Origin of the sequence: Streptomyces sp. TLI_053, from assembly GCF_900105395.1 — a bacterium.
In the GTDB taxonomy this organism is placed as follows: Bacteria; Actinomycetota; Actinomycetes; order Streptomycetales; family Streptomycetaceae; genus Kitasatospora.
Genome location: NZ_LT629775.1, coordinates 7554172 through 7566387 on the forward strand (window position 1 = coordinate 7554172; position 12216 = coordinate 7566387).

Annotated in this window: 9 protein-coding genes and 3 tRNA genes; 7 read left to right on the forward strand and 5 right to left on the reverse strand. The window is 74.5% G+C overall.

Annotation, left to right across the window (positions count from 1 at the left end; genetic code table 11):
• Positions 1–88: 88 nt before the first annotated feature.
• A complete protein-coding gene (locus BLU95_RS31640) occupies positions 89–1168 on the forward strand; it encodes an alpha/beta hydrolase family protein (RefSeq protein WP_093862985.1) in 1080 nt (359 codons plus the stop codon).
• Here BLU95_RS31640 and BLU95_RS31645 read toward each other — a convergent pair.
• The 5 genes from BLU95_RS31645 to BLU95_RS31665 form a co-directional block, all read right to left on the reverse strand.
• Positions 1155–2141 (reverse strand): serine hydrolase, encoded by a 987-nt coding sequence (locus BLU95_RS31645; RefSeq protein WP_231977922.1) that lies wholly within the window; start codon positions 2139–2141, stop codon positions 1155–1157. The genes BLU95_RS31640 and BLU95_RS31645 overlap by 14 nt on opposite strands.
• A gap of 58 nt (positions 2142–2199) precedes the next feature.
• Positions 2200–2793 (reverse strand): GNAT family N-acetyltransferase, encoded by a 594-nt coding sequence (locus BLU95_RS31650; protein WP_231977923.1) that lies wholly within the window; start codon positions 2791–2793, stop codon positions 2200–2202.
• Positions 2794–2956: 163 nt separating this feature from the next.
• Positions 2957–3030, reverse strand: a tRNA-Met gene (locus BLU95_RS31655).
• 138 nt (positions 3031–3168) lie between these two features.
• A tRNA-Met gene (locus BLU95_RS31660) sits at positions 3169–3242 on the reverse strand.
• 169 nt (positions 3243–3411) lie between these two features.
• Positions 3412–3485, reverse strand: a tRNA-Met gene (locus BLU95_RS31665).
• Between the two features lie 817 nt (positions 3486–4302).
• Between BLU95_RS31665 and BLU95_RS31670 the strand changes: the two genes are divergently transcribed.
• From BLU95_RS31670 to BLU95_RS31695, 6 genes are all read left to right on the forward strand, one after another.
• Positions 4303–5946: an alkaline phosphatase D family protein gene (locus tag BLU95_RS31670; RefSeq protein ID WP_093862986.1), complete on the forward strand. Its 1644-nt coding sequence runs from the start codon at positions 4303–4305 to the stop codon at positions 5944–5946.
• Positions 5947–6365: 419 nt separating this feature from the next.
• On the forward strand, positions 6366–7625 hold the full coding sequence (locus tag BLU95_RS31675; RefSeq protein WP_093862987.1) for a helix-turn-helix domain-containing protein: 1260 nt from the start codon (positions 6366–6368) through the stop codon (positions 7623–7625).
• Between the two features lie 264 nt (positions 7626–7889).
• Positions 7890–8456: a cobalamin B12-binding domain-containing protein gene (locus BLU95_RS31680; protein ID WP_353653515.1), complete on the forward strand. Its 567-nt coding sequence runs from the start codon at positions 7890–7892 to the stop codon at positions 8454–8456.
• Positions 8453–9886 carry a methylaspartate mutase gene (locus BLU95_RS31685; protein ID WP_093862989.1) on the forward strand — a complete coding sequence of 478 codons (1434 nt, stop codon included), beginning with the start codon at positions 8453–8455 and terminating at the stop codon, positions 9884–9886. The genes BLU95_RS31680 and BLU95_RS31685 overlap by 4 nt, the downstream gene beginning before the upstream one ends.
• Complete coding sequence (locus BLU95_RS31690) at positions 9883–10893, forward strand: asparagine synthetase A (RefSeq protein ID WP_093862990.1); 1011 nt, start codon at positions 9883–9885, stop codon at positions 10891–10893. Before BLU95_RS31685 ends, BLU95_RS31690 begins: the two co-directional genes overlap by 4 nt.
• Positions 10890–12146, forward strand: coding sequence for a glutamate synthase-related protein (locus BLU95_RS31695; protein ID WP_093862991.1), 1257 nt, complete (start codon positions 10890–10892; stop codon positions 12144–12146). Before BLU95_RS31690 ends, BLU95_RS31695 begins: the two co-directional genes overlap by 4 nt.
• Positions 12147–12216: the final 70 nt, after the last annotated feature.

Sequence of the window (12216 nt, forward strand, 5' to 3'; positions counted from 1 at the left end):
CCAGGGCTCAAATCTATCAGACTCGCTACGATCGTTCTCGCTGCGATAGTTATTTGGCCTGTTCGAACCCGAGCGGAGGTGCCGTTCCGTGCGCCCGAAGACCCGCCCCCGGCGGAGGGGGATCCGCATCGCCGTGCGGTCGCTCGTCGCCGCCGTCCTCGTGGCCGCCGGCCTCGCCGGCACGGTGCTGTGGCAGCACTCCTACGACCTGGACGAGCGGCGGGTCACGATCCGCCACGGCGGCCACGTCCTCAACGCCGTGCTCGCCGTCCCCAGGGACGGGCGCGAGCGCCACGGCCTCGTCGTGTACGTGCACGGCGACGGTCCCGTCGACGCGACCCACGACGACGGCTACAGGCCGATCTGGGAGGCGAACGCCGCCGCCGGGTACGCGTCCCTCTCCTGGGACAAGCCCGGGGTGGGGGGTGCCCCCGGCAACTGGCTCGACCAGTCCATGGACGACCGGGCCGACGAGGTGGCCGCCGCGATCGCCTGGGCCCGCGCCCGCCCGGACGTCGACGGCGACCGGATCGGGCTCTGGGGTGCCAGTCAGGCCGGCTGGGTGCTGCCGAAGGTCGCGGCCAGGACGCCGGTGGGATTCGTGGTCGCCGTCTCGCCCGCGATCAACTGGCTCCGGCAGGGTCGCTACAACCTTCTCGCCGAACTGCGCGCCGACGGTGCCTCGCCCGCCCGGATCGAGGCCGAGACCGCCAGGAGCGACACCGTCCGGGCGCTGCTCGCACGCCACGCGGGCTTCGAGGAGTACGTCGCGGCCATGGGCGGCGACGCGCACGGCATGACCGCCGACCGCTGGGGCTTCGTCTCTAGGAACCACACCGCCGACGCCACCCCGGACCTCCCCGCCCTGCGCGGCGTCCCGGTGCTGCTGGTCCTCGCCGGCCAGGACACCAACGTGGACACCGCCGACACGGAGCGCGGCTACCGCGAGGCGCTGGAGACGGGCGGCGCGCTGACGGTCGAGCACTACCCGGACGCGGCCCACTCGCTGGTCGAGCGGTCCGTCGAGCGGTCGGAGCTCAGGCTCGCGCTCACCGCGCTGTTCTCGCCCCGCTCGCTGTTCGCGGACGGCTTCCTGGACGGCCAGCGGCGGTTCCTCGACCGATCGGGCCGGGCCCCGGTTCAGGGACGGGCCCTCAGCTCCCGGTGACCGCCTCGGCCGCCGCCCGGGCCACCGACTCCACCAGGTCCACGCCGTCGGTGTCGGTCGTGTTCCCGTCCGAGACCACGGCGATCAGCAGCTCGTGCCCGTCCCGCTCGACCCGGCCGATGCTGTTGATCACCCACAGTCCGTCCGAGTCCCTCGGCAGCCAGCCGTTCTTCACCGCGAACCCGCCGTCGCTCGCCGCCGCGCCGACACCCCAGCGCTGGTCCTCCTCCACCTGGTCCAGCAGTTCCCGGATGTAGTCGCGGGAGGTGGCGGAGAGCAGCGAATCGCCGGTGAATACCTGGCGCAGCAGCCGCAGTTGGTCGTCGGCGGTGGTCGTGGTGAGGCCCCAGTAGCCGTCCTGGCCGGCCTCGGTGGCGGTCAGGCCGAAGCGCGCGTTGGCGGCGTCCAGACCCGGGTCCGCGCCGATCTCCTCCCACAGGCCGGTGGCGGAGTCGTTGTCGCTGTTCTCGATCATCGTGGTGGCCAGGTCGCGCTGGGCGGCGGTCGGGGCGGCGCCCGCGTCCTGGGTCCGCAGCAGCAGCGTGGCCAGTATGTCGAGTTTGACGATGCTGGCGGTGGCGAAGCCGTGGCCGGGGCCGCCGTAACTGAGCGACTGCCCGGTGCCCAGATCGGTGACCGCCACCGAGACCGCGCCCTCCGCCCGGTCGACGGCGCTGTGCAGGGCCGCGACGGCGTCTCCGGGCGAGGCGGTGGGGGCGGCTGCTGCCGCGGTGGTGGGTTGGGCGGTGGTGGGTGCGGCCGGGGCGGTGGGCGTGACCGCAGGGCCGTTCCCGGGGGCGGCCGGGGTGACCGCCGGCGGAGCGGTCGAGGTCGTGTCGGCCACGACGGACATCTGCGGCCCGCTGCCCACACCGCCGGACGGCCCCTGCAGCGCCGCGGCCACCGCCCCCGCCGCCACGAGGAGGCCGACCGGCACCAGCACTCTTGCCCGGGGGACGCTTCGTATCGCCATGATCGATGAGAGTAGGGCGCGCGGCTTTGAACATCATGAGGACGGCATGGACATTTTCTCAGGACCCGCCGGCCGCCCGACCGTCCGGATGTGCGACTGCTCCTTCACGGTACTCCTCGCCGGATCCCCGGGGCGCGGGCCGGAGTCGCCGCAGCATCACCGTGTACGCGGGACTGCCGGCGACGGGCCGGGTCGGGCCCACCGGGCGGTAGCCCCACGCCTCGGAGCGGGCCCGCACGCGCGGCTGGCCGGACTCGGTCAGCAGGCACACCAAGTCCTCGGGCCGGTCCTCCAGCAGGGCGTCGTGCAGCCGCCCGGCGAGGCCCTGCCCGCGCCAGGCGGGGCGGACCATCAGCTCGGACAGGCCGAAGGTCACGGCGGGGTCCGGCGCGGGAGCGAGCAGCCCGCGCCACCACTCACGGCCGGCCGCCAGCGGTGCGCCGTAGGCGAAGCCGGTCGGTTCGCGGCCGTCGTAGGAGACGACGCAGGAGAAGCCGGGGCGGGCCGTCCAGTGGCCGACGACCTGGTGGAACCGGTGGGTGAACGGGTCGAGCATCCGGTCGGAGCGGACGTCGGCGTGGATGCCGAGCAGCAACTGATCGAAGTCGACCGGCAACTCGGGGTGGTAGTGGATGATCCTGGCGACGGTCACGGGCGGCTCCATCGGTCGCGGCAGCGGTCGGGCCACTCTCGCGCACCACGTGCCACCGGGGCCAGGCCCTGCCGGGTGCTGCCGGGTGGGAGGGGCCGGTTTTCGGGTCCGGGAACGGCGAAGGCCCGGGGGACGGATCCTCCGGGCCTTCGGTGCTACTGAGTAGCGGGGACAGGATTTGAACCTGCGACCTCTGGGTTATGAGCCCAGCGAGCTACCGAGCTGCTCCACCCCGCGTCGGTGAACACGACCTTACGGCATCGGGTGGGGCGGAAGCGAATCGCTTGCGGGGCGAGGGTGGGAGGGGCCGGTTTTCGGGTCCGGGAACGGCGAAGGCCCGGGGGACGGATCCTCCGGGCCTTCGGTGCTACTGAGTAGCGGGGACAGGATTTGAACCTGCGACCTCTGGGTTATGAGCCCAGCGAGCTACCGAGCTGCTCCACCCCGCGTCGGTGAACACGACCTTACGGCATCGGGTGAGGTGGAAGCGAATCGCTTTCGGGGCGGGGGTGCCGGGCTCGGTTCTCCGGTCGGGGGGAACGGCTCGGGGCCGGCTTTCGGGTCCGGGAACGGCGAAGGCCCGGGGGACGGATCCTCCGGGCCTTCGGTGCTACTGAGTAGCGGGGACAGGATTTGAACCTGCGACCTCTGGGTTATGAGCCCAGCGAGCTACCGAGCTGCTCCACCCCGCGTCGGTGAACACGACCTTACGCACCTGGCCGGTCGAAAGCCAATCGGTTGTTCCCGCACGGTCCGCCCCGGGCATCCGCCCGGCCGTCGGCGGCGACCTCCGCGCGGCTGCGCCCGGCCCTCGTGCGTCGGTCTCCCGGTGGCCGGCCGGCAGGCTGCTCCGCACCTGCCCGTAGGCCGTGAACAACCCTTCCGGGCTCGGAGTATGACGCAGCGTCCGGTCCCGTGAGCGGCGGGTTTGCGGGTGGGTGCGGTGTCGTGATTGGCTGCCGCCACCCACCCGCAGGCCCACCGGGGTGATCTCGCTCCGGGCTCTGCCGCGAACGCCGTTCACCTCGGCCTTCGCGGTGGCCGAGGACCTGCCGGTCGCCGTCCGGCGCGGGGCCGTTGAGGTCCCGCCGACGGGCGTGCACCCCGTGCGCGGTGGAGGGACGGGCGGCGCTCGTCCACCTGCGCGCGGGGCAGGACCGGCGGGCCGAGTGGGGCGGGCGGGTCCGCGCCGACCGCCCCGCTCGGTGCGAAGCCGGGGCGAGCCCCGGCCCGGAACGAAGCCGGAACGAGCCCGGCCCGGTACGGACCGCAGCGGGCTCCGCGCGGTGCGCCCGGAGCGACCCCGCCGGGTCTCCGGGACGAATCTCCCGATTGTCCGGTCCGACCGCTGTGATCACACGATGATCACCTGTCGGCCGGTGCTCCGACGCCCGCCGTACCGCCCGGGCCGGTCCAATTTCCCTCCGTACACAGTCGGTGCGTACGTCCGGTCTGCCCGGCCGACGTGCGCCGCCGGTCCGTCCCCGCGTACGGAAGGCAGTCCAGCCCGTGGCCAGTACAGACCAGCAGCCCTCGCCCGACCGGCGGTTGACCGAGGCGGCGGCCCGGCTCGGCCTCGGCCGCCGCCGCTTCCTGACGGTCGCCTCGGCGGCCGCCGCGCTCGCGTTCACCACCGAGCTGCCGAGCGCCCACGCCGCCGACGCCGAACTCGCGCCCCGCACCCTGACCGAGGACCCGTTCACCCTCGGTGTCGCCTCCGGTGACGCGCTCGGCGACGCGGTGGTGCTCTGGACCAGGCTCGCGCCCCGTCCGCTGGAGCCCGGCAGCGGCCTGCCGCCGGCCGGACTGGTCCGGGTCGACTGGGAGGTGGCCCGGGACGAGGGCTTCCGCAGGGTCGCCCGGCGCGGCACCGCCAGGGCCCACGCCGAGTTCGACTGGTCGGTGCACGTGGACGTCGACGGCCTCGACCACGACCGGGTGTACTGGTACCGCTTCCGGGTGGGCGCCTGGACCAGCCCGGTCGGCCGGACCCGCACCGCCCCGGCCCGCAACCGCAACGTCGACCGGGTCCGCTTCGGTCTGGTCTCCTGCCAGGCCTACGAGGACGGTTACTTCACCGCCTACCGGCACCTCGCGGAGGAGGACCTCGACGCCGTCTTCCACGTCGGCGACTACATCTACGAGTACGGGATCGACGCCGCCGGCGGCGACCGCAAGTACACCGACCGGACCCTGCCCTCGCTGTTCGCCCACGAGACCACCACCCTGGCGGACTACCGGCTGCGCTACTCGCTCTACAAGACCGATCCCGACCTCCGGGCCGCGCACGCCGCCTTCCCCTGGTACGTCACCTGGGACGACCACGAGGTGGAGAACAACTACGCGGCGGGCATCCCCGAGAAGGGCCAGTCCCCGGAGGCCTTCGTCGCCCGCCGCGCCGCCGCCACCCGCGCGTACTGGGAGAACATGCCGCTGCGGATGCCGCGGCCGAACGCCGCCGAACTCAAGCTGTACCGGCGCCACCACTACGGGCGGCTGGCGCAGTTCGACATCCTCGACACCCGCCAGTACCGCTCCGACCAGGCCAACGGCGACGGCTGGCAGTACCCCACCACCGAGTCGGCGGACCCGCGCCGCACCCTGATGGGCGCCACCCAGGAGCGCTGGCTGCTGGACGGCTTCCGCAGCTCCCGCGCGGTGTGGAACGTGGTGCCGCAGCAGGTGGTGCTCTCCCGCCGCAAGAACACCACCGCGGAGGTCTCCAAGCTGTCCATGGACGCCTGGGACGGCTACCCGGCCGCGCGCGAACGGCTGCTGGCCGGAGTGGAGGACATCGGCGTCGAGAACCTCGTGGTCCTCACCGGCGACGTGCACGTCGCCTACGCGATGGACGTCAAGCGCGACTTCGACGACCCGGACTCGCGGACCGTCGGCGTGGAGATCGTCGGCACCTCGATCGCCAGCGACGGGGACGGCGAGGAGCACCCGGGCAACTGGGCCACGCTGACCGCCGCCAACCCGCACCTGAAGTTCTACGACGGGCGGCGCGGCTACACCGCGATCACGCTCGACGAGGAGCACGCCCGCGCCGACTACCGGGTGGTCTCGCACATCACCCGCCCCGGCGGGACCGTGTCCACCGCCGCGTCCTTCGTCAGCGAGGCGTACAACCCGGGGCTCAGGCCCGCCTGACGCCTCCCCGTCCCGCCCCGGTCCCGTCCTGCCCCTTCCGGTCCCGCCCCGGTCCCGTCCTGCCCCTTCCGGTCCCGCCCCGTCCCGCCCCCGAGCCACCGGCCCGGTCGTACCGTTCCCCGATGCGGTACGCCCGGGCCGGTCCCGTCCCGCTGCCCTTTTCCCGGCCGTCCCGCCGACCGCCGTCGATCCCGCTCCCCGCCTTCCGGCGTCCGGGGGGTTCGTGGACGATGCGGAGGTGCCGTGAATCTGTGGTGATCGGCCGTTGATCGGCCGTAGAGCCGGGCCGTGGACCATCGGCGCCAGGGGAAAGCCGGTCCGACGGTCACCACCGTCCGGCGCCGCACTCGGGCCCGCCTGACGGGGGCGCGGGCCCCTGGTCCCCGGTACTTGGCCAACCCACGGAAGGCGGACGGAGCATGGACGGCGGTCACACCCTGCAGTTGACGGCGGGCTTCGGCGAGCTGCTCAGGATCCGGCGCGAGCGCATCGGACTGACCCAGCAGGTGCTCGCCGACCACGCGACACTGAGCGTCCGGGCGATCCGCGACATGGAGAGCGGACGGGTCCAGCGCCCCCGGCAGGAGACGGTCCGGCTGCTCGCCGACGCACTGCGGCTGGAGGGCCGCAGCCGCTCGGTCTTCGAGGCGGCCGCGCGACGCCAGGCGCTCGCCGAGGAGCCGCGCGACGAGCCGACCGCGCCGCCGGTCGCCCGGGGCGCGATCGTCGGCCGCGAACCGGAGATCGACGTGCTCACCGAGGCCCTCGCCGTGCACGGTGACCGGCTGGTCACCGTGGCCGGCCTCGGCGGGGTCGGCAAGACCCGGCTGGTGCTGGAGGTGGCCCGCCGGCTGCACCTGACCGCCCGCTGGTCGGTGCGCTGGATCGACTGGGCCCGCCAGCCCGGAATGGGCCCGGAGCGCCGGGCCGACCTGGTCGCGGCGATCGGCGCCCACCCCACCCTGCTGGTCCTGGACGGCGCCGACGCCGGCGTGGAGACCGCCCTGCTGGACGAGCTGTTCCAGCGCTGCCCCGGCCTCAGCGTGCTGATCACCGCCCGGGTCGCGCAGCCGCTGCCCGGCGGGCAGGTGGTCCCGCTCGCGCCGCTGCCCACACCGGGCCCGGAACTCGACCACGACCCGGTGGCGCTGGCCGAGGTCGGTGCCGTCCGGCTGCTGCTCTCCCACCTGCGCCGCTTGCGCCCCGGGTACCGGCTGGAGCCGGAGGAGGCGCCCGCGGTCGCCGCGCTCTGCCGGCAGCTGGACGGGCTGCCCGGCGCCTTGGAGCTGGCCGCCGGCTGGTCGACGGTGCTCTCGCCGCGCCAGCTGGTGGCGCGGATGGCGGACGGGCCGTTCCAGCTGGGGCCGCCGCCGGCCGGATTCGGCGGGCGCGGGGGCGTGGGCGAGGCGCTGGACGCGGCGGTGGACCGGCTGACCCTGGGCCAGCGCGACCTGCTGGAGCGGCTGGCGGCCGAGCCGGGGGACTGGTCCGGGGAGGACGCCGTGGAGCTGAGCGGACGGCCGCCGCAGGAGTCGCTGGCCGCCGTGCACGAACTGCTGGCCAGTGGGCTGATCCGCAGCGTGCCGGCCCGGGACGGCGTCCGGTTCACCGTGCTGAACCTCTGCCGCCGACTGTTCGGCGGCGCCGGGGCGTACCCGCTGCTGGCGGCGGCGGGCTGAACCGCCGGACGGCCCAGGACCGGGCGCCGGACGCTGAGGACCGGACCGCCGGACGCCCAGCACCGGGCCGCCGGACGGCTCGGCGCCGGACCGCCGGACGGCGGGGCACCGCCCCGCCGGGCCCGATACTGCCCGTCACTTGCCGGGCGAGCTGCCGGTCCGCCCGCCGGATCGTCCCTAGCGTTCTGCTCAGGCCGGGCCGGCCGGTCGCCGGTGCCGCCGGCCGGGACTCCCACCACCCACCGACTACAGAGGGTTTGCGCCGTGAACCAGTTGGAGCCGCAGCGCGGCGAGGCCGTACCGGCGGGTCTTGAGGTCGTCGTGACAACCATGTCCTCGGACTCGCACACCTGGAACCTGGTCTTCCTGCAGCTGCTGCTGGAGGAGCTCGGTCACCGGGTCACCAACCTCGGCGCCTGTGTCCCGGACGAGCTGCTGGTCTCCGAGTGCCGCCGGATCGAGCCCGACCTGATCGTGCTGAGCAGCGTCAACGGACACGGCTACCACGACGGCCTGCGGGTGATCGCCGCGCTGCGGGCCTGTCCCGAACTGGCCCGCACGCCCACGGTGATCGGGGGCAAGCTCGGCATCGCCGGCTCCGGGGACCCGGAGCGGCAGCGCTCGCTGCTCGCCGCCGGGTACGACGGGGTGTTCGAGGAGGGGCGCTCGGTCGCCGACTTCCGCTCCTTCGTCGGCGCCCTGCCCGCGTCGGCCGGGCGGTCGCTCCCGGCCTCCGCCGGGCTCGCCCTGCCCGCTCCCGGCCGGGCGCTGTCCGCCGAGGCGGTCGTCGGGGTGCGGTCCGGGGCCACCGCCTCCGGGACGCGGCGATGAGCGGCCTCGCCACCGCGCCGCGCGGGGACGCCCCCGCCGCCCCGGGCTTCGGCGCCTTCGTCGCCCGCGCCAGGGCCGCCGGGACCCTGGTGGTCCAGCCCCGGATGGGCATGGCCGACCCGCTGCGGATGCGCGACGGCCTGCTCGCCACCCGCGGCGCCGCCGCCACCACGGTCGGCACCATCACCCTGGACAGCTACACCCGCACCGGGGACCTCGCCGCCGCCCGGAGCGCCCTCACCGAGGGTGTCGGCCTCAACGGCTACCCGATCGCCAGCCACCCGGTCGACGTCACCCGGGCCGTGCTGCGCGGGATCGCCGACGCCCGCTTCCCGGTGCAGGTCCGGCACGGCTCGGCGATGCCCGAGCACATCATCAGGGCACTGATCGCGGTCGGTCTGGACGCGACCGAGGGCGGCCCGGTCTCCTACTGCCTGCCGTACAGCCGCACCCCGCTCAGCGAGGCGGTGGCCTGCTGGCGCCGCAGCTGCGAACTGCTGGCCTCGCTGAGGGAGTTCGGCGCGGAGCCGCACCTGGAGACGTTCGGCGGCTGTCTCATGGGCCAGCTCTGCCCGCCGAGCCTGCTGATCGCGATCAGTGTGCTGGAGGCGATGTTCTTCCGTCAGCACGGGCTGCGCAGCGTCTCGCTCAGCTACGCCCAGCAGCCCGAGCCGCGGTACGACGAGGAGGCCATCACCGTCCTGGGCCGGCTCGCCGACGAGCTGCTGCCCGACGTCGAGCGGCACATCGTCCTCTACGCCTACATGGGTGTCTTCCCGCGCACCCCCGGCGGGGCCAGGCTGCTGCTGGAGGACGCGGCCCGGCTGGCGGTGCGGACCGGCGCGGCCCGGCTGATCGTGAAGACGACGGCCGAGGCGCACCGGATCCCGACCGTCGGCGAGAACGTGACGGCGCTGGAGACGGCCGCCGCCGCGGCCGCCGCCGAGCGCCTGCGCCCGCCGCTCACCGCCGTACCGGACACCGGGGTCGAGGCGGAGGCGCGGGCGCTGATCGGGGCGGTGCTGGAGCTGGACGCCGACATCGGCCGGGCCCTGGTCCGCGCCTTCGCGGCCGGCTACCTGGACGTGCCCTACTGCCTGCACCCCGACAACGCCGGGCGGGCCCGCAGCTCGCTCGGGCCGGACGGGCGCCTCCAGTGGTCGAACGTCGGCTCGATGCCGATCGCCGGCCTGTCCGGGGGCCCGCGCCCGCCGATCCTCGGCTCCGCCGAACTGCTCGGCGCGCTCTCCTACGTCCAGTGGAGCTACGACAGCCGCGCCGCCGAAGCCCGGGAGCTCGGCCGGACGACCGGCGACTCCGACCGGACATCCGCCGACTCCGACCGGACACCCGCCGACTCCGCCCGGACCTCCTTCGATCTCGACCGAACACCCGCCGCACCACGAGAGTTGGGACACACCACGCCATGACCACCGACGGGCCCACCCCCGCGACCGCCGCCGCGACGCTCCCCGAGCCCGGCCGCCACCTGACCTCCCCGACCACCCGGGCCGCCCTGCGGATCCAGCACCAGCTGCTGTTCGCCGCCCGCGAGTTCCTGCGCGCCCGGGGCTTCACCGAGCTGCTGCCGCCGATCATCGGCCCGGTCACCGATCCCGGTTCGCGCGGTTCCAAGCAGGTCGACATCGACTTCTACGGTCACCGCTACAAGCTGATGACCAGCGCGATCCTCTACAAGCAGGCTTCGCTGCTGGCCTTCGACAAGATCTTCTGCATCGCGCCGAACGTCCGGCTGGAGCCGCTGGAGACCGCCGGCACCAACCGCCACCTGGCCGAGTTCCACCAGCTGGACGTGGAGGTGGCGGGCGCCACCCGGGACGACGCGGTGCAGCTGGTGGAGGAGCTGGTGGCGCACATCGTCGGCAGCGCGGTCCGCGAGCTGCCCAAGGAGTTCGCCGAACTCGGCCGCGACACCGACGCGTTCGCCGAACTGCTGAAGGGCTCCTTCGGCCGGATGCGGCACGCCGAGGCGGTGGCGGAGCTCCAGGGCCTCGGCCACCCGCAGAGCCCGGACGCCGAACTCGACTGGGCCGGCGAGGCGCTGCTCTCCGCCCGGCGCGACCGGCCGTTCTTCGTCACCGACTACCCCAAGGGCTCGCGCGGCTTCTACGACCGGGAGAACCCCGAGGACCCGGGCCTGCTGCGGAACTTCGACCTGATCGCGGCCGAGGGCTTCGGCGAGCTGTGCAGCGGCAGCCAGCGCACCAACGACTACGCCGAGATCATCACCCGGATGCGCGAGACCGGCGAGAACCCGCAGAAGTACCGCTGGTACCTGGACCTGGTCCGCGAGGGCGTGCCCGGCAGCGCCGGCTTCGGCATCGGGGTGGAGCGGCTGACCCGCTACGTCGCCGGGCTGGACGCGGTCTGGCAGGCCAGCGCCTTCCCGAAGCTGGCGGGGGTGGTGTCGCCGTGAGCGACCTCTCGGCACCCGGCTTCCCGGAGGAGGAGGTCCGGCACCGGGCCCGGGCCGGGACGGCCGCCGCCTTCCCGCCGCCCGGCAGCTACGGGCAGGTCCTGCTCGGGGCCGAACCCCCGGCGGAGGGGCGGACGGCCGGGGACGCGCTGGACGCCCTGCGGATCGTGCCGCCGGTGTTTGTACCGCAGCGCCTCGCCCGGCTGATCGACCTGGGCCGCGAGCCGGACTACCGGGACGTCGAACTCACGACGGCCATCGGCGGGTTCACCTCCGCACTGCCGGTGTACGTGTCCGCGACCGGCTCCACCCGGGCGGCCGGCGGTGACATCGGCCTGGCGCTGAGCCGGCAGGCGGGCGCGCTCGGCCTGCCGATGGTGATCGGCGAGAACGTCGTCCCGGTGAACGGCTACGGCCGGCTCGGCGAGGCCGCCGACCGGGCCCTGCTCGGCCGGCTGCGCGCCTACGCGGAGGAACTCCCGGACGGGCTGGGCGGGGTGGCCGTCCAGCAGTCCACCGAGGACGCCGACGCCGAGGTGTGGAACCTCGTCTACAGCGATCCGGCGGCCCTGCCGCTGCTCGAATCCGGGCGGCTGGCCTTCGAGTTGAAGGTCGGCCAGGGCGCCAAGCCGGGCCTGGGCGGGATGACCGTGCTGGACGCCGCGGACGCCGAGCGGCTCGGCGACCGCTACGGCATCGACCCGGTCTTCGGCGACGACGGACGGGTCCTGCGCGCCAGTACGCCCGGCACCTTCACGGCGGAGATCCTGCGCCAGCAGGTCCGGCTGATGCGCAACAACTTCCCGCGGGCCCGGATCTGGGTGAAGCTGCACCCCGGCCGGGACGTCGCCGAGGCCGCCCGGGTGGCCGCCGAGGCGGGCGCGGACGCCGTCACCGTGGACGGTGCGGAGGGCGGCACCGGTTGGGCGCCCGGGGTGTTCCCGACCCAGGTCGGCCTGCCGCTGGCGGAGTGCCTGCGCCGGCTGGCCGCCGCCGGGCCGCCGCCCTGCCTGCTGGTCTCGGGGCGGATGTGGGAGGGCGGCCGGGCGGTCAAGAGCCTGGCCCTGGGCGCCCGGGCGGTCGGCCTGGGCCGGGCGGCCCTGCTCGCCGCCGCCGAGGACCCGGAGGACGGGCTGATCCGCTTCGCCGACTGTCTCGCCCTGGAACTGCGGCTGCTGATCAGCGCGCTCGGCAAGTACACGCCGGCCGCGCTGGAGCGCGCGGACGTGTGGTCCCCGGACTTTCCCCAGTAATTCCCGCCCCCACCTCACCACCGTCTCCACGACAATCGCAGACCGTGTTCCCGCGAGCCCGTCGCGGCGC